Here is a 21551-nt window from a genome sequence, read left to right on the forward strand (position 1 = left end):
GAGATAAGTTGGGTAGTCAAAAGGGAAAAAGCCCAGACCACCAGCTAAGGTCCCAAAGTGCGTGTTAAGTGGAAAAGGATGTGGGATTTCGAAAACAACTAGGATGTTGGCTTAGAAGCAGCCATACATTAAAAGAGTGCGTAATAGCTCACTAGTCGAGAGGTCCTGCGCCGAAAATGTCCGGGGCTAAAACACGACACCGAAGCTGTGGAATTGCATTTATGCAATTGGTAGAGGAGCATTCTTAACTGCGACGAAGCGGTACCGTAAGGAGCCGTGGAGTGTTAAGAAGAGAGAATGCCGGAATGAGTAGCGAGATAGAAGTGAGAATCTTCTAGGCCGAATATCCAAGGTTTCCAGAGTAAAGCTGATCTGCTCTGGGTAAGTCGGGACCTAAGGCGAGGTCGAAAGACGTAGTCGATGGACAACAGGTTGAAATTCCTGTACCTTATATAAACAGAACTGTGGGGACGCAGAGAGAAAGCCAGAGCCGGGAATGGAAAGACCGGTGCAAGCGGGATAGTAGTGTGGCAGGCAAATCCGTCATACAATACGAAGACGTGACGCGGACCGAAACTATAAGTAGGGAAGCTGGTGAGCGAACTGCCAAGAAAAGCCGCTATTGTTTTATATAAGCCCGTACCGTAAACCGACACAGGTGGATGAGGAGAGAATCCTAAGGCCGACGGGAGAAGCATTGTTAAGGAACTCGGCAAAATAACCCCGTAACTTCGGGAGAAGGGGTGCCTGTAGCAATACAGGCCGCAGAGAATTGGCCCAAGCAACTGTTTAGCAAAAACACAGGTCTATGCAAAACCGAAAGGTGAAGTATATGGGCTGACGCCTGCCCGGTGCTGGAAGGTTAAGGGGAGATGTTAGGAGCAATCCGAAGCGTTGAACTTAAGCCCCAGTAAACGGCGGCCGTAACTATAACGGTCCTAAGGTAGCGAAATTCCTTGTCGGGTAAGTTCCGACCCGCACGAAAGGCGTAATGATTTGGGCACTGTCTCGACAATGCACCCGGTGAAATTGAAATACCAGTGAAGATGCTGGTTACCTGCGCCAGGACGGAAAGACCCCATGGAGCTTTACTCTAGCTTGATACTGGGATTCGGTATTGCATGCACAGGATAGGTGGGAGGCTATGAAACTATGACCCCGGTCGTAGTGGAGCCGCTGTTGGGATACCACCCTTGCAGTATTGGATTTCTAACATGTGCCCGTGATCCGGGCAGTGGACAATGTCAGGTGGGGAGTTTGACTGGGGCGGTCGCCTCCGAAAGGGTATCGGAGGCGCTCAAAGGTCTTCTCAGAATGGTTGGAAACCATTCGCAGAGTGCAAAGGCAGAAGAAGGCTTGACTGCGACACCGACGGGTGGAGCAGGTACGAAAGTAGGACTTAGTGATCCGGTGGTATAAAGTGGGATTGCCATCGCTCAACGGATAAAAGCTACCCTGGGGATAACAGGCTTATCACTCCCAAGAGTTCACATCGACGGAGTGGTTTGGCACCTCGATGTCGGCTCATCGCATCCTGGGGCTGTAGTAGGTCCCAAGGGTTGGGCTGTTCGCCCATTAAAGCGGTACGCGAGCTGGGTTCAGAACGTCGTGAGACAGTTCGGTCCCTATCCGGCGCGGGCGTAGGATATTTGAGAGGAGCTGACCTTAGTACGAGAGGACCGGGTTGGACTGACCTCTGGTGGATCGGTTGTACTACCAAGTGCATGGCCGAGTAGCCAAGTCGGGAAGGGATAAACGCTGAAGGCATCTAAGCGTGAAGCCCCCCTTAAGATAAGATATCCCATGCGAAAGCAGTAAGACCCCTTGAAGACGACAAGGTGGATAGGTTAGAGGTGGAAGTGCAGTAATGCATGGAGCTGACTAATACTAATAGGTCGAGGGCTTGACCAAAAAATAGGTTGTTCTTTGGAATATCCTATAAGGTATTTGTTCATGAATATAAATGGATGGTTTTAATGTGTTAGTGTAAGTCAAGTATTGGCCTAGTGGCTCAGTTGGTTAGAGCGCCGCCCTGTCACGGCGGAGGTCGAGGGTTCGAGTCCCTTCTGGGTCGTTTAGTTAGAATATGGGATCTTAGCTCAGCTGGGAGAGCATCTGCCTTACAAGCAGAGGGTCATAGGTTCGAGCCCTATAGGTCCCACTTATTAACAATAACTAAGCGTAATGTTGCCGACGTGGCTCAATTGGCAGAGCAGCTGACTTGTAATCAGCAGGTTATCGGTTCGAGTCCGATCGTCGGCTTAGGTGAAAAAATTCACCTAAAATGTGTAATTAATATTATTATACTCTTTAAATTGATACTAAGATGGTAAATATCTTGTATATATGGATGGATTCCCGAGTGGCCAAAGGGGGCAGACTGTAAATCTGTTAGCGACGCTTTCGAAGGTTCGAATCCTTCTCCATCCATTTGTTTTATGAAACATAGAACAAACATACAAAAAAATATTGTCGCGGGGTGGAGCAGTCTGGAAGCTCGTCGGGCTCATAACCCGAAGGTCATAGGTTCAAATCCTATCCCCGCAATTCGAAAACTGAATAGTTTTCGTTAACCCGAGAAGAATGTAAGTTCTTTGGTGGTCAACGAAGTTGGCCTTGCCCAGATAGCTCAGTCGGTAGAGCAGAGGACTGAAAATCCTCGTGTCGCTGGTTCGATTCCGGCTCTGGGCATTTTTTATTGGACATACGAAGTACATAATTATATTTATTATGAATATCATTAGTGTCTCAATAAGTATGGGATATTAGCTCAGTCGGTAGAGCACTTGACTTTTAATCAAGGTGTCCCGGGTTCGAATCCCGGATGTCTCATTATTTTCTATAATGAATAACCATTAAGACTATAAACATTATAGTCTTTTTTTATTGCATAGGAAACTTCTTCGACCTTACCTATGCAATAAAAAAGCCTTCCAGGCAGGATGCGCATGACGCACTTAAGGAAGATTGTCACTGTCGTGACAGTGCGTCAGCGCTAGAGTCTGGCGAGCCAGACTCTTTGTTCTTTATTAGGAAAGTTCTCCTCCAGAGAACCTGTGTATTAAATATGCCCGCTATAAGCGGGCATAGGAAACAGACGAGATTGCTAGAAGATATAAAAACCCTCTTCAAATTCGTCCTCATCAAGGTCATCATCCTCGGTAAGAAAATAATGCATGTCGAGCAGATCAGAATCAGTCATGTTCCGAACAAGCTTAGCTGTCATTCCTTCTGGAGGATTTTTGATATAGTTTTGTCTGAGTTCCTCTAGTTGTTTTGGATCCATTAGTAGTGCCTCCCATCTTAGAATGATTTAAGTATGGACCAGATGGGATAGAAAATCAAGTAGCTTTACCGCTGGAGCGGCAGTGAAACTTTGCCATTGCCCTTTCGTAAAGTTCAACTAGAGATACACGTTTGTGGTTATAGTAGAGTTCCAGAAACTCCATGGTATGATTGCACTTTTGACATTTCAAGGGATCGTAACCAAAGGACAAAAGAATAAGGTTACGCCATTTATTAAAATCCAGAATTATCTTGTGTTTGGATTTGGGTACAGCTTTGGTAAGGCTTTTATCTAACTCGCGATGACGAGCATAAAGACCATAATAGCGTGTCATCTTAAAGTTCTTTTCAGGGATGTGTTGGATAAGAAGCTTAATAAAATCTAACACAGGAATTGTTTTCTGAACATAAGAATTATCCTCATGTTTGTTATAATGAAAAGTTACATTTTCACCATCGTAGGAGTCAATTCTTGAAGTAGCAATAACAGGACGACTAAGATAGCGACTGATATATTTTACAACGGTATTAGGGTCACAAAGATTTGGTTTTGCGTAAACATAGAAACCATTTTTATCTTTCTTGTAGATGGCGGCCTTGGTTTTTTTGAAAGATGGACCGATATGCTTCTCCATTTCATTAAGAAGAGCGGTCTGAAAAGCTTTTCTAAAATAAGAGTAATTAAAATGTTTTACAACACGCCAGAATCCATCATCGGAGAATCCACCTTCGGTAAGTAGACAGTGAATGTGAGGATTCCATTCAAGAGGACGGCCAAAAGTATGTAGAACACAGACAAAACCGGGAACATAGTTCTTACTTTTGTTCATCTTGTGGAACAGTTCAAGAACAACGCTACGGACCGCCTGGAAAAGACAGTTAAGAAGGGAACGGTCTTCCAAAAAGAAGTGACGAAGTTCTTCGTCAATAGTAAAAACACAGTGGCGGTGAGTGCAACGAATTAACTTAAAAGATATCGTGGTAGAACGATCGTTGGAGTATTTGCTGCCACAGGTAGGGCAAAACTTGGAGTGACAGCGGAAAGGAACGAATTTAAGTTCACCGCAATGGGAACAGCCGTACATGGCACCACCAAAGGAAGGATCGCCGCAGTTAATCATCTTTTCAATGTTTTCCATAACAACATGACGAGGATGAAGAGAATATTTAATTATTTCATAATTGTCATTGAAAATCTTCTGTAATATATTCATATGACTATTATGAAGCAGAATGACAAAAAAAGAAACCCCCAGATTCCCCTCATGAATGAGGGGCTAGGGGAGCTGATGTGTCGAAGACACTTTTTTATTACATGATTGTGGATAACTTACTTTTAAAATTAAGTAATAGTGTATATTCAGGGCAAGATGGTATGGGCTTTATACTATGGTTGGCTATTACCTTTATGAAAACCCCAATGAAAGAAAAATTATTCACAGAAAGAAACTGATACTAATACTAAGCTCTCAAAATGCATCTTGAGAGCTTTATGTTCTTACATTTATTTTATTTGAGTATCATGTATAAATTTTGTTATGGCCGCATGCTGTAATAAATTCAGGATATCAGGGGCCTTACCGCCGACAGGTATTCCATCAATCTCAGATACGGCAATACACAGGGCACCGGCACTGGTAATAATTATTTCATCTGCATGTATTAACTCATCCAGGGTATATGGTGATTCATCTACAGGTATGTTGTTATCATGGCAGAAATGAATTAAATGCCCTCTGGTGATACCGGGTAAAATCAGGTTATCTAAAGGGGCGGTTCTTAAAACATTGTTCTTTATGATAGATATGTTACTGTGTGAGCATTCGGTAACTCTTTCGCCACGATGGAATACTGCTTCGTCACAGCCTGCTTCAAAAGCTTTTTGGCTTGCAATCACATTGGGTAATAAATTTAAAGTCTTTATGTTGCAATGAAGGTATCGGGTGTCTTCTACAGTTATTAGTTTAAACTTCTGGTTAAGATCTTTTATAGTACCGGGTTTTATCATTATCCATAAATTAGATGGAATATCAGAATCCGGAAACGAATGATTACGCAGTGCTGTACCTCTGGTTACCTGCCAGTAAATAAATTGATCTGGACTATCTACTTTAATAACCATTTCATTAAGTAAATTCTTTAATTCACTTTTTGTTAATTTAAGTGTTATATTTATCATTTCTGCACTATGAAAGAAACGGTCTACATGTTCATCCAAATCATAAATAATATGATTTGCTGCATAAGTGGCATCATATACACCGTCTCCGAAATAGCAGGCACGGTCATTCATTGGAATTTTCATTTCTTCAATTAAACCATATGATCCACAGTAATACCCCAGATTTTCCATGTTTATTATCTCCTATAAAATATTTGGTTTTATTTACAGCTTTAGTATACCATATGCGGTCAAAGTTTTCAGTGTTTATAACGATCAAAGATTAAAAATGTTTAGCACCTATAACTTATAACTAATTAACTATAACTAATTAACCATAACTAATTACCTATATTAATTAACTATAACGAACTAATTCTAACTTTCGAAGTTATCAAATTAATGAAATGAAATTATTGAGCTTACACAAAAAAGTATTTTGTCTTTAAAAATTTATGTAATATTTATTTTTATATTGCATTATATTATTGATTATAGTATATTATATTTGTATGTAATAGTTTTAGATACCTCATAGAGATATTAAGTTCATACCAGTTAAATTTTAAATTTGTTCAGTAATTAAACTAAATATAAAACTAAAACCAAGGGGGCTTTAAAATGAAATTTTTTATTGATACTGCTAATGTAGAGGATATCAAAAAAGCAAATGAAATGGGCGTTATTTGCGGTGTTACTACAAACCCGTCTTTAATTGCAAAAGAAGGCAGGAATTTTGTAGAAGTTATTAAGGAGATTGCAGCTATCGTTGATGGTCCAATCAGCGGTGAAGTTAAAGCAACTACTGTTGATGCTAAAGGTATGATTGAAGAGGGTCGGGAAATTGCTAAAATTCACCCCAATATGGTTGTTAAAATACCTATGACAGTTGAAGGATTAAAAGCTACCAAAGTTCTTTCAAGTGAAGGTATTAAAACAAATGTTACATTGATTTTCTCAGCTAATCAGGCATTACTTGCAGCAAGAGCCGGTGCTACTTATGTATCTCCGTTTTTAGGACGTCTTGATGATATTTCAATGCCAGGAATTGATTTAGTTAGAACCATTGCAGAAATCTTTAATATCTATGGTTTAGATACAGAAATCATTGCTGCAAGTGTAAGAAATCCGGTTCACGTTACAGATTGTGCCTTAGCTGGTGCAGATATTGCTACCGTTCCTTACAGTGTAATTGAACAATGTACGAAACATCCATTAACAGATCAGGGTATTGAAAAATTTCAGAAGGACTACAAAGCTGTTTTTGGAGAATAATTTATAGATATCATAGGAGGAATAAAAATGAGTAACATTGATACGTTATCGGTAAATGCCATACGAGTTCTGTCTGCTGATGCAGTACAAAAGGCAAATTCAGGACATCCTGGTCTGCCATTAGGTTCCGCTGCAATGGCATATGAATTATGGGCAAAACATATGAATCATAATCCTAAGAATCCTAAATGGCCTAACAGAGATCGTTTTATCTTATCTGGTGGTCATGGTTCTACTCTTTTATATTCATTATTACATTTATTTGGATATGGTGATTTGTCTAAAGATGATTTAGCTAATTTCAGACAGTTAAATTCTTTAACTCCAGGTCATCCGGAGTATGGTCACACCGTTGGTGTGGAAGCAACTACCGGACCTCTTGGCGCCGGAATGGCAATGGCAGTTGGTATGGCAATGGCGGAAGAACATTTGGCAGCTAAATTTAATAAAGATGGATTTCCGGTAATGGATCATTATACCTTTGTACTCGGTGGCGATGGCTGTATGATGGAAGGTATTTCCTCCGAGGCTTTTTCTTTAGCAGGTACCTTAGGCTTAAATAAATTAATAGTCTTATATGATTCCAATAAAATATCAATTGAAGGTAGCACAGATATCGCCTTTACTGAAGATGTTAAAAAGCGTTTTGAAGCTTTTGGCTTTCAAACTTTAGTTGTAGAAGATGGTAATAATCTAGAGGAAATCGGTGCGGCGATTGAAGCTGCTAAAGCTGATAAAACCAGACCTTCCATGATTACGGTAAAGACTAAGATCGGTTTTGGCTCTCCCAAAGAAGGCATGGCAAGTGCACATGGTGAACCTCTTGGGGTTGACAATGTAGCAGCTATGAGAGAAAAACTGGGATGGTCTCATACGGATGCATTCTTTGTACCGGAAGATGTATATGATAATTTTAAAGCAATTGCAGAGAAAAATGCTTCTGTTGAGGCTAATTGGAATCAGATGTTTGAAGATTACAGTATAAAATATCCGGAGATGAAAGAACTTTGGGATAAATATCATGATGAATCGATTGCAAAAGATTTAATTGATAACGAAGAATTCTGGGCCTATGCAGACAAGCCAGAAGCTACTAGAAATCTTTCAGGGGTTATGATTAACAGGATTAAGGACTTAATACCAGGCTTTATCGGTGGTTCTGCAGATCTTGCGCCATCTACCAAGACTTATATGAAGGATGAAGGAGATTTCTCAAAGGACAATTATGCGGGACGTAATCTTCACTTTGGTGTAAGAGAACTTTCAATGGCAGCAATTGGTAACGGGTTGGCATTACATGGCGGTTTAAGGCCATTTGTTTCAACTTTCTTTGTATTCAGTGATTATGTAAAACCTATGGCAAGACTCACTTCTTTAATGGGACTGCCTTTAACATATGTTTTAACCCATGACAGTATTGGTGTAGGTGAAGATGGTCCTACTCACGAACCGATTGAGCAGCTTGCTATGCTGCGTGCTATGCCTAATTTTACAGTATTCAGACCAGCAGATGCTACGGAAACCATCGCAGGATGGTATTATGCCATTACTTCAACCAACACACCTACTGCTTTAGTACTGACACGTCAGAATCTTCCACAATATGCGGGTTCGAGTAAAGACGCATTAAAAGGCGGGTATATTATTGCTAATTCTGCAAAAGAGATTCCGGATGCCATTATTCTGGCAAGCGGTTCTGAAGTTGAAATTAGTGTCAAAGCTAAGGAAGAATTAATGAAAGAGGGCATTGATGTCAGAGTTGTAAGTATGCCTTCTATGGAATTATTTGAAGCTCAGACTGCCGAATATAAAGATAGTGTTTTACCTAAGTCTGTAAGAGCCAGGGTTGCTGTTGAAGCCGCTATTGATTTCGGCTGGGGTAAATATGTAGGACTTGATGGAGCGTATGTAACCATGAAAGGCTTTGGAGCATCTGCACCTGCCGGAGAATTATTTACAAAGTTCGGATTTACTACTGAAAATGTTGTGGCTGCTGTCAAATCTGTTTTATAATTTTATCACAGATAAACAAAGTATCTATGCAATATAGTATGGATATTAAAATATAGATATAGTCCAATAAAGGTAATAAGTATTATTAATGCAAGTAGTAAATATTGTAATCAAATAAAGTAATCAAAGAAGTAATAAAAAAATTAAAAATTAATCAAAAAATTAATCAAAAAATTAATCAAAAAATTAACCAAATAAATTAACCAAATAAATTAACCAAATAAATTATAAAATAAGGTAATCTAGTAAATTAGTAACATAATATACTAAATAATTAACTAAATAATTAACTAAATAAATAAACCACTGGCAAATGATAATGAGATTTTCTTGCTCGTGGTTTATTTTTTATGTAAAAGATAAAAGATTTAGTGAGCTTAATTGTTAATTACTATATGTTGTGAGTATTGATGGAGAGTTTTAATAAGGCTATAATTCTGTAAATCTGTAACATCTCTTAATTCTAATAAAACTTTAATATATAGTTATTGAAAAATAGTTGTTTAACCGATAGAATGGTGATAGAGATTTCTTTTGGATAGGAGGAGTTGTATAGTATGGCGAAAATATTAATTGTTGAGGATGAAAGCAAGATAGCCCGGTTTGTTGAACTGGAATTAAAGTATGAAGGTTATGAGGTTGATATAGCAGCGGACGGCAGAACAGGTTTGGAAAAAGCCTTACAAAAGGATGTTGATTTAGTACTTTTGGATATAATGCTGCCAGGGATAAGCGGAATAGAGGTGTGCAGAAGAATCAGGACAGAATCATCAGTTCCTATTATTATGCTGACAGCAAAAGATGATGTTACAGACAAAGTCGCCGGGTTGGATACCGGTGCCGATGACTATATGACAAAACCATTTGCAATTGAAGAATTACTGGCTAGGATCCGTGTTGCCTTAAACAGACATTCTAAATTAGTTCAGCCTAAGGCAGACATGCTTCAAATCGGTGAGTTAAAGCTTAATCTGACCAGCCATAGTGCATACTACGGTGAGGATGAATTGACATTGACCAAAAAAGAATATGAATTACTGGAATACTTAATTCGCAATAAGAACATAGCCATTACCAGGGAACAGTTATTAAATAATGTATGGGATTATGAATATTTAGGAGACACAAATGTAGTTGATGTATATGTTCGTTATCTAAGACAAAAGATTGATGATAAATATGGAATTCATTTAATTAATACAGTGCGAGGGGTAGGTTATATTATTAAGGATGAAATTTAATATAAAGGAAGATGTCAGACAACTTTTAATAAAAATCGTATTGCCTTTCAGAAGAAAAAAAGAGGAATGGCTGGGAAAATTCCGTTTTTCTATTGCTTTTCGTATTTCGCTTCATTATTTGAAATTATTGGTTATTAATGGTGCTGTGTTTGTGGTTGCTTTTATGATGCTTTACTATGGCGCGGAATGGAAAAGCAGTAATAAAAAAGCTGATAAAATAATTGATTTTATTCAGAAATCAAATCCGGAAGCGATAACCGCTGAGACAGTCAATCCTTATTTTATGGATGGTATTACTCTTAAAGTTGTTGATAATACGGATAATACGGTAATTTACGATGACCTGAACAAGGACTTATCTGAGGAAAAGAAAATATTCGGGCATATTTTTTATAAAAGCAGCGATGATTTTTTTATACCGATTGTTATAATGACAGATACAGAGGAAATAAGCACGGATATTAAGAAATATACCGTACATTTTCAGTATGATCTGACCGAGAGTGGTGAAAAGCTTAAGTGGCTCCTTGGTTCAATGACTATACTGTATAGTATATTAGTGTATTATATTATTAAGCAGGGAAAGAAAAGTGATCAAAAATTACTGGAACCCATATATGAAATGTCTGCCACAGCGAACCGGCTTACAGTTAATAATCTCCATAGCCAGCGTCTAAATGTAGAAGGGACAAAGAATGAATTAAAGGATCTGGCCAATGTTATAAACAGTATGCTGGATCGAATTGAAGTATCCTATGAAAGTCAGAAACAATTCGTATCAGATGCTTCTCATGAACTCAGGACACCAATTGCGGTTATACAAGGATATGGAAATCTGTTAAACCGCTGGGGAACCAAGGACGAAGAGGTATTATTGGAATCCATTGAGGCAATAAACAAGGAAGCAAAGTCAATGCAGGATCTAGTGGAGAAATTATTATTTTTATCAAGGCATGATAAAAAAACCTTAAAGTTGGAAAAGGTTAAATTTAACATGTGTCATGTAGTGGAAGAAATGGTAAAGGAAACAAAGCTGGTGACGGCTAACCGGATAATAGAGAGTCCAATACTCGAAGATGTGGTAGTCTATGGGGATAAACAGGCTTTAAAACAAGCAATCCGTGTATTTATTGATAATGCAGTAAAATACACCAGAGACGGGGATTCTATAACGATTTTATGCCAGAACGATGATGGGGACTGCATAATAACAGTTTCGGACACCGGTATGGGAATGACTAGAAAAGATGTGGATAATATATTTGAAAGGTTCTACCGTTCTGACCAAGTTAGAAATGAAAAAATCTATGGACACGGACTTGGTTTATCCATTGCGAAGTTGATTATATTAGGGCATACAGGCAGGATTAAAGTGCGGTCCCAGCTGACGAAAGGGACAACCTTTATTATTACGTTACCAAAAAGATTCTAAGTGTATAGCTATTTGGCTAAAGATTATTAGAGGTAAAACGACGGAAGCAGAAAATCCGTAATTTATATTTACTTATTTATTGCCCATTTACTTATTAACTGCTAATTTATTTTAAAAAAAAATAGAAAATTACTGACTAATCAGATAATCTGATACCAGTCAGTAATTTTCTAATTAAGCAGATAATTTTTATTTTCTGTTACGAAAGTCCTTTAAAAGTCACAATCTCTGAGGCATCTAAACCGCATTGGATAATTCCAGGTCTGCCGATTAAGGAAAGGCCGGTATATTTAAATAATTTGCCATCGACTTCACGAAAAGAGAATCTTTGATTTACTTTTGCGGCTGGATTGTCCAATATTTCTATGAATTCATAGGTCTGAGTACCTTTTTCCCGACTGAAGCAAAAACCCAGGATATCTTTATTACTGGTTTGAGTAATAACACCGTTTTCATTAATCAAATGCAGCTCGGTCAATCCAGTTTCAATTGTCAAGCGGACTAAATCCTCTGAAGTTAAAGGGTTTTCTGCATGGAGCTTTGCTATATGTGAACCTGCCAGTAACATTTGTTCCCCGATGACTTTATCATATTTCTCCATGATTCCCTCCAGATTATCAGAGATAACCAGTAATTCCTTTGTGCTTTCATTATTAAGCTGTACATCTTCTAGTCTTGTTACTACTACACTTGCAATTTCCTGGACAGAGGCAGTACCAGTATGTCCTTTATCGGCGAGGTTTTTCGTACTTTCTGATATGAGATCCGTATCCTTAGCTTGGTGGTTTACATCATTAGTAATACGTTCCATTAAGGCTACGGTTTGATCCATAGCCCCTATAATATTATTTAAGTTATCTTTGGCATAATCCGAGAGGACTACACCTTTATCAACTTCTTCCCGGACTTGTTTCATAGAGGTTACGGCGTGGGATACTTCTGTCTGTATGGTTAATATAAGGTTATTGATTTTATCTGCCGCTTGTTTGGTTTCATCAGATAGTTTACGAACTTCTTCGGATACAATGGCAAAACCTTTCCCATGTTCTCCTGCTCTTGCTGACTCAATGGCAGCATTTAATGCCAGCATATTGGTCTGACCGGCAATGGTAGTTATGGAAGCGGTTATATCACCGATTTCCCTTGTAACCAGTTCCAGCTTAGATATGATTTGGGATGCATTTAAGACATTATCCTTAATTTGATACATAGATCCTGTTAACTCTGAAACGGCAGAACCACCTGTGACTGCGGCGTTATTGGCACAATGGACACTGTCGGCTGCACAAGCGCTATTGGATGTAATATTTGTGCTACTTAAAGCTAATTGCGTGGTGGCAGCAGCCACATCAGTTAACATTCCGGTGGTTTCTTCAAAAAACCCACGAATATCTGTCAGATTTTCATTTAAGTCCTCCATTTCAGAGGTTGTTCTGGTAGAGGAGGAATTAATCCTGTCTGCAGATAGTTTTATGGATACAGCAGAGTGTAGAAGTTCATAGACCCAGGTGTTAAACATATCTTTCAGCTTGTCAAACTGCTCCATGACGGATCGTATTTCTTTCTGACCTGTTTTAATATTTAGATGTCCGGTAAAGTTCCCTTCGTTAAATTGGATTAGATTTCGCTTCATCTCCGTAACCAGTTGATTGATTTGTCGGTTTGTTATAATAAGAATGATTCCAGAAAGGAAAAATGATGCGAGAAGAAAGATAATTAGTGGTAGATAAGGGACTAAATCGAAGCGTCTGGTAATTATAGGTATACCGACGTAGAGCAAGGTGTTCATTCCTACAAGTAGTAGAGTTTGTTTTAAGTTAAGTTTTTTAGTCATTTTTTACCCATTGCCTATCGATAGTTAATTCTCGATAGCGCCACATAAAAGGTGAAACAAGTTTCACCGGTTGAAAGAATCATAGAGTGGCATCCTTTCAAATCAAAATTTTCTTTCAACCTTTGAAAGAATCGTAGAGTTGGCATCCTTTCTGTTTATATTTTTTTCAACGTTCTAAACCGGATGCCACTTTTGGGGCTACTCAAACTATAAAGTATAGAAGAGCTAAACAAATTACTCAGGTATCTTTTTGTGTTTTTACAGTGGTAAGTAAATTAACTCTTTGAAGATACTTTTTTCATAACACTTCGTGAAAGAGTTTCGCCTAAGTAGACGAATGAAAATTGAGTAAAATAAGATAATTAAACCGCTCAGAATTAACTGTTATATTATTTACATTACATATCCCAAGTCAATTGCATTACTCCCGCGAATAAACAGGTTAAATTGTCAAGCTTTACCTCCTTTGTATAAAAAAAGTGCCGGTACAAGTTTTACACTTGAACTCAACACCTTTTATTGAACGAATTAGTTGTAACTTTTTATTTTTTACAAACAAAACAGGAATGAATAGCAGCCATGTTATCATAGAAGTTACGAGCTATTAAATTTTGATAGAAATAATATTTATCCATATTATCACACTTTTGTTTGATTGACCAGTATATAAATTAAAATTTTTAGATTTTTAGATTTGATGATATTTTATAGTTTAAAGATGAATAGGAAAGGCTAGATGGATAGGAAAGATTAGATGAATAAGAAAGGTTAGATGAATAAGAAAGGTTAGATGAATAGGAAAGGTTTGATATATAGGAAAAGCTAGATTAATAGGAAAGGTTAGATGAATAAGAAAGGTTAGATGAATAGGAAAGGCTAGATGAATAGGAAAGGCTAGATGAATAGGAAAGGTTTGATATATAGAAAATTCTGTATAAATAGAAAAGGCTGTACAAATAGAATAAGTGGTATATTCTGTAAAACAATTACTATCTGGTATGAAATAATTATTAAATTAAGGAGTTGTGGGAGTATATGATTTCTATTAAGTTGAACCTATTATTAATAAACCATTGGGGCAGATTTGGATGTGTTGCTTTCCAAACTGCCCCAGATGGTTTTAAATTATTTTATTTTAAATTAGTTATAATCCATAACTTTGATTTAAATATTTTTAAATTGTGCCATATATAAATCATAATACATACCCTTTTTCGCTAATAACTCACTGGCACTACCCTGTTCCTTAATACCTCCGTCGTCGATAACAAAGATACGGTCTGCTTTCTGAATAGTGGATAAGCGATGGGCAATAACAAATGAGGTTCTTCCCTTTAATAAGGCCTCTATTCCCTGCTGTACCAGAAGTTCTGTATGGGTATCAATACTTGAGGTTGCTTCATCAAGGATGAGGATCTTGGGCATGGAGACCATAGTTCTGGCAAAGGCAAGAAGCTGTCGCTGACCCACGGATAAACCGGTTCCACGTTCCTTTAATTCGGTATCGTAGCCTTTTTCCAGCTTCATGATGAAATCATGGGCATTAACTGCCTTGGCAGCTGCGATAAGATCTTCATCAGTCGCATCTAATTTACCGTAACGCAGATTATCTTTAATGGTTCCCGAGAATAAGAAATTATCCTGGGTCATGATGCCCATCTGCTGTCTCAGACTTTCTATAGACACTTCTTTTACATTATAATTATCAATAAAAATATTACCTTCCTGTATATCATAAAAACGGCTGATCAGATTAACAACGGTGGTTTTACCGGCACCGGTTGGTCCAACCAGGGCGATGGTTTCACCGGGTTTTACATGAAAGCTTACATCTTTAAGAACCTGAGTATCTTTGTCATAAGCAAAGGATACATGCTCAAAACGTATGCTTCCTTTAATCTCAGGAAGCTCTGTTACTTCATTACCATCGTTAATCTCAGGTTTCGTGTCCATAATCTCAAAGATTCTTTCCGCACCGGAAATGTTGGTCACCAACTGATTATAGAAGTTGCTTAAGTTCATGATAGGTCGCCAGAACATGGAGATATAAGTTCCAAAGGCAATCAGGGTACCTACCTGTACTGCGTTGGTACCGGTTAATTTAACGCCGAAGTAATAAAGGGATACCATACCAAGTCCCCAGCAGAAATCAATTACAGGTCCAAACGCATCATTGAGTACAACAGCCTTTACAAAGGCACCCCGGTGTTCTGCAAGTAATTCATCAAAAGCAGCTGCGGTTTCCCCTTCGGCTGTAAAACTTTGTACTACCCGCATACCGGAGAGATCTTCATGAATAAAGGCATTTAAGTTAGAGTTCTTTTTACGGTAGGTCTGCCATCTGACATGAGAATAGATCTGGATCAGCCACATTCCTATAATCATTACCGGCAAGCTGATTAAAGCAGCAAGTGCCAGTCTGTAATTCATTACCAGCATGATACCGACAACCGCACAGATTGTGATGAAATCAGGTATTAAAGTTGTAACACTGTTGGACAAGACATCTTTTAATGAATTAACATCCCCAATAATTCTTGCCAGAATCTTACCAGTGGGGCGGCTGTCAAAAAAGCTGAAACTTAGTTTCTGTATATGGGTATAAAGTTCCTGTCTGACAGTTAGCAATACTTTGTTGGAAATTTTGGCCATAATATACATTCTTAGTTTTACTAGCAGGATAAATATTATATTTAATCCGATTGCAAAGATGCCAAGCCTCACAAGACCATGTATATCGCGTTGTTTGATATTAACATCTATGGCATGTTCCACGATGAGTGGGTTTATTAAGCTGATTGTTACGGTAAGAGCCATAATAATAAGTACTATGACAATTTCCTTTTTATAAGATAGTAAATATTTAAATAATCGAAGTAAAGTTATTACTTTACCAGTGCTGACGGATTTTTCATCGTCACGGACTGAATTAACTGACATTCGTTTTCCTCCTTAAAAGGATTTAAAGATAAATCGGCGAAATTAAACTGCGATGGTATTGCTTTTTAAATATTCGCCGTACTGAGCCATATAAGTCGCATAATACAGACCCTTTGCTTCCAGTAATTCTTCATGGGTACCACGTTCTGCTATGGTGCCTTCATCCAATATGATAATCTCATCTGCATTTCTTACTGCAGAAATACGATGGGCAATTATAATTTTAGTTGTGTTGTTAAGTTCGCTAAGCGCTTTCTGTATTAAATGTTCGGTTTCCATATCAAGGGCGGAGGTTGAATCATCAAGTACCAGAATAGGAGTCTTTTTAGCCAGGGATCTGGCAATACTGATTCTTTGCTTCTGGCCGCCGGACAAACCAACACCTCGTTCACCAATAATGGTTTCATACTGATTATCCATGCGTTCGATGAAATCATTTGCCTGTGCATTGGCGGCGGCGTGTAATATTTCTTCCTCGTTAATAAGAGCCCTATTACCTAATTTAATGTTTTCCGTAACCGTATCAGAGAATAGGAATACATCCTGCATTACTAAAGAGATGCTGCCCCGGAGTTCTTTTAAGGATAAATCTTTGATATTTACCCCATCCAGCCGAACTTCACCTTTATTCACATCATAAAATCTTTGTAACAGATTAATAATGGAAGATTTACCTGCGCCCGTGGCACCCATTATGCCGATGGTCTTACCGTGTTCCAGTTTAAAATTAATATCTGTTAAGATACTCTTATCACCCTGGGAAAAGGAAACATGGTTAAATTCGATGGTACCTTTTACATCCTTCAAATTTGTACAAACTTCTTTTTCTTTTATGACCGGTGTTTCTTTTAAAATCTTTTGTATTTTTTTGTTGGAGGCAAAGGCAGAAGCTAAGTCATTGCTTAACCAGCCAAGCATTTCCATGGGCCATACAATATTGTTGGAGTATTCAGTAAAGGCACCTAAGGTACCAAGGGTTATTTCATCTCTGATAACCAGGATACCACCAAATATGATTACTAAAACCGGAAGTAATTTCGTGATAAATTGAAAATACGGATTATATTTGACAAATACTCTGGATTGTTTCATATTCAAATCATAATAACGCTGGTTATGGGATAAGAATTTTTTTATCTCAAACTTTTCACGGGCAAAGGCCTTAACAGTCCTTACACCTGCCAGATTTTCCTGGGCTACCGTGTTCAGTACGGCATTTTCTTCACTGATTTCTTCATATACGTTGCCTAAACTTTTTTCCATAAAGATTGCAATGCAGGCAACAATGGGCATTGCGATCAGAGGTATAATAGTTAATTTAGGGCTTAGCTTAATCATGCAGTAAAGGACAATGGAAGTATGGATAACTACTTCTATTACCAACATTCCGACAAATCCTAAGGCACTCCAGATTTTATCTACGTCATCCTTAACCCTTGACATTAACTCCCCTGTATTAGTTTTATCAAAAAACTGGATAGATAAGGTCTGGATATGACGGAATAGATTTCTTCTGATATCAGCTGATATCTTGGAGCTTACCAGGTCGAAAATCAACTCTTTTAAGTATCCGAAAATACATCTTCCGACGCCGATAATAAGAATCATAACCAGTAATCTGGTCAGTAAACTCATATTACCCCCTACAATTACCTCATCTATAATTCGTTTGGTTATCTGCGGTGACAGCATATCCAGGGATACACCAATTATCATGCAGATGAGTGCAAAAACATACGCATACCAATATTTGCGCATATATTTCATAATTTTATTCATAAAATCCTCCCACGCTGAGTCAAATGTTAACAAAAGATCCTGTCTCAATAATAAATTAATCGCTTTTATTCCCGCTCTGTTTTAAGGGCAAAAAAAAGCCGTGGCAATTACCACGGCAATAAAAGTCAATCTCATATAAATGATTCCATAAGTAGAATGGTGCTTTCTAGATATGTTTCAAATCATTAAATGTTAAAACCTATTATTGAGGTAATCTTACATAATGTTATGGTCTTTAAGTTACGGCTTCTAAATATTAAATTCATCATGGTTTTTACCTCTCTTTCTTTATAGTCTTTTCCCATTATAACACATTAGTAAATATTGTCAACCAAAAAATTAAATTTATTGATAAACAATTATCAATTATTTAGAAAGATTAATATTTTATTAACTTTTCCAATATTCAAAGATTGTTCATATTTGTATGATATAATAAGTCGAAATGGGTTTTAAGGGGTGTTCCTTATTTAAGGAGGAGAACAAGGACTATGGATCTACCTATGTTTTACAACGAAGAAGAAGAGTGGAAGAAAGTCATGCTAATGTATGATTCTGCTCTAAAAGAAGTAAATACAAAACTTGAAATATTAAATGAAGAATTCAAATTGAATCATCAATATAATCCGATAGAGCATATTACCTCACGTATGAAATCGCCTCAGAGCATTGCCAAGAAGTTAAGGCATAATGGCAGGGAACTAACCGTTGAGAATATTGTAAAGTATGTTAATGACGTTGCAGGTATCCGTATTATCTGTTCCTTTACCTCAGATATTTACCGGATAGCGGATTTAATTGCAAAACAAAGTGATGTCCAGGTATTGAAGGTAAAAGACTATATTATGTTTCCAAAGCCCAACGGCTATACCAGTTACCATATGATTATCTCAGTACCTATTTATTTATCAAATACCATGATTAATGTAAAGGCAGAGATCCAGATAAGGACCATTGCCATGGATTTCTGGGCAAGCCTGGAACATAAGATCTATTATAAGTTTGAAGGGAATGCCCCTGAGAGAATCCGCAAGGAATTAAAGGAATGTGCCGATATTGTGTCTTTTCTGGACCATAAGATGTTAACGCTGAATGAAGAGATTAAATTATACAATCATGAAGATGAATTAGAACAATATAAGGAAATTCTATCGGAAAACTTTCAGAGTATGATGAGGGAATCCTACGGAACTATTGTAGAAGATGATAATGAAGAAACTGATATCCATGAGATAAAAGAAACGGTAAAACTGGAAACTGTGGAGGCCATATATCAGACAGCGGTATATAAAGAGGAACCGCTTGAGATACAAAGCGAACCGAATAATACCAACAAAGCAGAAACCGGAAAGAAAAAGGAAGATAAAAAACCCGACGGAAAACATGCCAAGTTTTTCAGACTGAGATAATCATAAACACCCCGTATTGTGATATTTTTTGTAATGACTAAAAATACTTATTTTTATGTGTTACATTATAATTGGTAATTGCGAAACTATTTAGTTCTCTGAGTATACCCTACAATTAATACGAATTTCATAGCTTCAGTTGCCCTCTGGGCAAGATTCAGCTCTGAAATTGTATTAATTGCAGGGTATATAGATAAAATAGTAGAGTTTCGCAATTACCAATTTATATTATAAAGTATGAGGATATAAAAATTCAGGAGACGATATCAAGAATTCAGAGCAGGTCATGTTATACTCAATTCTTGATATGACTCCTGTTTTTTAATTACCTCAAAACTTATCTATTCACCAATCCTAATTATAAAAATTAAGAAAAACAAAAACATTTTTATATAGAAGAACTAATATTAGTAGAAGCAATGAGGTAAAAAGAATTATAATTTAATTTTAGAAAGAAGTCCTGCTAAGCCGGTGGAAGCTTCTCCGCCGCTGGTGTATTCAAAAGGGACTTCGTCCACATTCTCAAGGACTTCTGCTTTTTCTTCTACAGCTTTCATGCTAAGGCTTACTTTACCATCTTTTACTTCCAGAATTTTAACAGTAACTTCATCTCCTTCTTTAATTATTTCGTTTGGAGTTTTAATGCGTTTGCCGCAGATCTGTGATATGTGAACCAAACCGGATAACCCTTCTCCGATATTGATAAAAGCACCGTAAGGAACGATTTTTTCAACAATGCCTTTTGTAATTAAACCAACTTGAAGTCTTGATATTTTACTGTTCTTATCCTCAAGGGCTTTATCACGTTCTACTTCTTTACCGGAAAGCACTAGTTTTTTGCTATCTTCGTCTACGGTGATTACGATTACGGAAATTTCTTTATTCATCCAGGAGTCTAAGTCTTCCACGTAACTTAGGGATAATTGGGATGCGGGTATAAAACCGCGAATACCTTCTAAAAAGGTTACTACACCGCCATTAACGGTCTGTGCTATTTTAACCTTTAAGATAGTTCTTTTTTCCATATACTCTTTAAGAGTTGCCCAGGACAATACATTGTCAGCTTCTTTTTTGGATAACAGAATATTGCCTTGTCCGTCATCTTCCTTTAGTACAACACTATTTATTTCCTGACCAATTACTACATCGGCTTTAATGGAAAAACGGGGATCATTGCTTAGATCCTCAAGTCTTATAATACCTTCTGCATAATAGCCTAAATCAACGGTTACTTCGGTATCAGAGATGCCAATAACCGTCCCTTTTACAAGCTCCCCTTCGTTGATTTTAATAAAAGATTTGTTAATCTGGTCTTCAAAATCCCCCATGGATGGTGTGACTTCCTGGCTGGATTCCTCAGAGACGGTATCAGATACCATATCTGTAGTAGTTTCAGCAGTTATTTCCTGTGTTACGTCCGATTCATTTTGATTCAACATATTTTTCTCCTATCTGAGCTTAACAAGCACTAAAATTAATTAAATTTATTATACCATAAAAATTTAAGTTAATTCAAGGGTTGAAATCAGCTAAGAACAGGTTGGTTTATCCACTCAGGCTGCCGTTGTCCATCTCATAAACTTTATCACATAAAACCTCAATGTCTTCGTGATTATGACTGGCGATAATTAACGTTTTGCCTTCACCTTTTAATTTAAGGAAAAGCTTCCGCATTTCATCAACACCGTTATTATCTAATCCATTCATTGGTTCATCCAATATCAGAATATCCGGATGTTCCATAATAGCCTGAGCGATTCCAAGCCGCTGCCGCATACCGAGCGAATAACGGCCAACGTGCTTTTTGCTGTAGGGATCAAGCCCGACCAGTATCATGGCATCCTTCACTTCATCTAGTCCGATTTTCCGATTGATGGAAGCGAGACTCATTAGGTTAGCAAACCCCGATGAGTTACGCAAAAAACCAGGAGATTCGATTATAAAACCAATGCCTTTCGGAAATTGTGAACCGTATCGTACCTGCTTGCCCTGAACAAATATTTTACCCCTTGTAGGGGGAACAAAACCACAAATGCACTTCATCAGCATGGTTTTGCCAGAACCATTACGACCGACTAGTCCGTAAATGCTGCCTGAAGGGAAATCTACACTGACATTATTTAGTACCGTTTGCGTTTTGAATTGTTTTGTAACACTTTGAACAGAAATAATAGTATCCATA

General features: G+C 37.5%; 12 protein-coding genes, 7 tRNA genes, 1 rRNA gene and 1 pseudogene (1 of these 21 running past the window's edge). 13 read left to right on the top strand and 8 right to left on the bottom strand.

Features of this window, described 5'->3' with window-relative positions; genetic code table 11:
• The 8 genes from QA584_RS00060 to QA584_RS00095 form a co-directional block, all read left to right on the top strand.
• Positions 1-1911 (top strand): 23S ribosomal RNA (locus QA584_RS00060); it begins 1003 nt to the left of the window's first position.
• Between the two features lie 89 nt (positions 1912-2000).
• Positions 2001-2074, top strand: a tRNA-Asp gene (locus QA584_RS00065).
• Positions 2075-2088: 14 nt separating this feature from the next.
• A tRNA-Val gene (locus QA584_RS00070) sits at positions 2089-2161 on the top strand.
• 28 nt (positions 2162-2189) lie between these two features.
• A tRNA-Thr gene (locus QA584_RS00075) sits at positions 2190-2262 on the top strand.
• 86 nt (positions 2263-2348) lie between these two features.
• Positions 2349-2430, top strand: a tRNA-Tyr gene (locus QA584_RS00080).
• A 43-nt stretch (positions 2431-2473) separates the two neighbouring features.
• A tRNA-Met gene (locus QA584_RS00085) sits at positions 2474-2547 on the top strand.
• Between the two features lie 71 nt (positions 2548-2618).
• Positions 2619-2691, top strand: a tRNA-Phe gene (locus QA584_RS00090).
• 68 nt (positions 2692-2759) lie between these two features.
• Positions 2760-2832: transfer RNA gene (locus tag QA584_RS00095), tRNA-Lys, on the top strand.
• Positions 2833-3106: 274 nt separating this feature from the next.
• Here QA584_RS00095 and QA584_RS00100 read toward each other — a convergent pair.
• The 3 genes from QA584_RS00100 to QA584_RS00110 form a co-directional block, all read right to left on the bottom strand.
• The gene (locus QA584_RS00100) at positions 3107-3286 is read right to left on the bottom strand and encodes a hypothetical protein (protein WP_278271644.1); all 180 of its coding nucleotides are present in this window, start codon (positions 3284-3286) and stop codon (positions 3107-3109) included.
• 55 nt (positions 3287-3341) lie between these two features.
• The gene (locus tag QA584_RS00105) at positions 3342-4499 is read right to left on the bottom strand and encodes an IS91 family transposase (RefSeq protein WP_278271643.1); all 1158 of its coding nucleotides are present in this window, start codon (positions 4497-4499) and stop codon (positions 3342-3344) included.
• A 290-nt stretch (positions 4500-4789) separates the two neighbouring features.
• Positions 4790-5638: an aminotransferase class IV gene (locus QA584_RS00110; RefSeq protein ID WP_278272502.1), complete on the bottom strand. Its 849-nt coding sequence runs from the start codon at positions 5636-5638 to the stop codon at positions 4790-4792.
• A 429-nt stretch (positions 5639-6067) separates the two neighbouring features.
• On the opposite strand from QA584_RS00110, the gene fsa reads away from it, so the two are divergent.
• The 4 genes from fsa (at position 6068) to QA584_RS00130 (ending at position 11407) form a co-directional block, all read left to right on the top strand.
• A complete protein-coding gene (gene fsa, locus QA584_RS00115) occupies positions 6068-6721 on the top strand; it encodes a fructose-6-phosphate aldolase (protein ID WP_278272503.1) in 654 nt (217 codons plus the stop codon).
• A 27-nt stretch (positions 6722-6748) separates the two neighbouring features.
• Positions 6749-8734: a transketolase gene (gene tkt, locus QA584_RS00120; protein ID WP_278272504.1), complete on the top strand. Its 1986-nt coding sequence runs from the start codon at positions 6749-6751 to the stop codon at positions 8732-8734.
• Between the two features lie 557 nt (positions 8735-9291).
• On the top strand, positions 9292-9975 hold the full coding sequence (locus QA584_RS00125) for a response regulator transcription factor (RefSeq protein ID WP_278272505.1): 684 nt from the start codon (positions 9292-9294) through the stop codon (positions 9973-9975).
• Positions 9965-11407 (top strand): HAMP domain-containing sensor histidine kinase, encoded by a 1443-nt coding sequence (locus tag QA584_RS00130; RefSeq protein WP_278272506.1) that lies wholly within the window; start codon positions 9965-9967, stop codon positions 11405-11407. Before QA584_RS00125 ends, QA584_RS00130 begins: the two co-directional genes overlap by 11 nt.
• A 199-nt stretch (positions 11408-11606) precedes the next feature.
• On the opposite strand, the gene QA584_RS00135 is transcribed toward QA584_RS00130, so the two are convergent.
• The 3 genes from QA584_RS00135 to QA584_RS00145 form a co-directional block, all read right to left on the bottom strand.
• The gene (locus QA584_RS00135) at positions 11607-13040 is read right to left on the bottom strand and encodes a methyl-accepting chemotaxis protein (protein ID WP_278272507.1); all 1434 of its coding nucleotides are present in this window, start codon (positions 13038-13040) and stop codon (positions 11607-11609) included.
• A 1365-nt stretch (positions 13041-14405) separates the two neighbouring features.
• Complete coding sequence (locus tag QA584_RS00140) at positions 14406-16181, bottom strand: ABC transporter ATP-binding protein (protein ID WP_278272508.1); 1776 nt, start codon at positions 16179-16181, stop codon at positions 14406-14408.
• Positions 16182-16223: 42 nt separating this feature from the next.
• Complete coding sequence (locus tag QA584_RS00145; protein ID WP_278272509.1) at positions 16224-17960, bottom strand: ABC transporter ATP-binding protein; 1737 nt, start codon at positions 17958-17960, stop codon at positions 16224-16226.
• Positions 17961-18451: 491 nt separating this feature from the next.
• Between QA584_RS00145 and QA584_RS00150 the strand changes: the two are divergent.
• Positions 18452-19096: pseudogene (locus tag QA584_RS00150) on the top strand (GTP pyrophosphokinase); the annotation flags it as partial.
• Between the two features lie 707 nt (positions 19097-19803).
• On the opposite strand, the gene QA584_RS00155 reads toward QA584_RS00150, so the two are convergent.
• Together QA584_RS00155 and QA584_RS00160 are read right to left on the bottom strand one after the other, a co-directional pair.
• Entirely contained in the window at positions 19804-20808 is a 1005-nt protein-coding gene (locus tag QA584_RS00155) for a S1 RNA-binding domain-containing protein (RefSeq protein ID WP_278272510.1), read from the bottom strand.
• Between the two features lie 106 nt (positions 20809-20914).
• Positions 20915-21550: an ATP-binding cassette domain-containing protein gene (locus QA584_RS00160; RefSeq protein WP_278272511.1), complete on the bottom strand. Its 636-nt coding sequence runs from the start codon at positions 21548-21550 to the stop codon at positions 20915-20917.
• Position 21551: the final 1 nt, after the last annotated feature.

It is taken from the genome of Anaerocolumna sp. AGMB13025, from assembly GCF_029689925.1.
Taxonomy (GTDB): Bacteria; Bacillota; Clostridia; order Lachnospirales; family Lachnospiraceae; genus Anaerocolumna.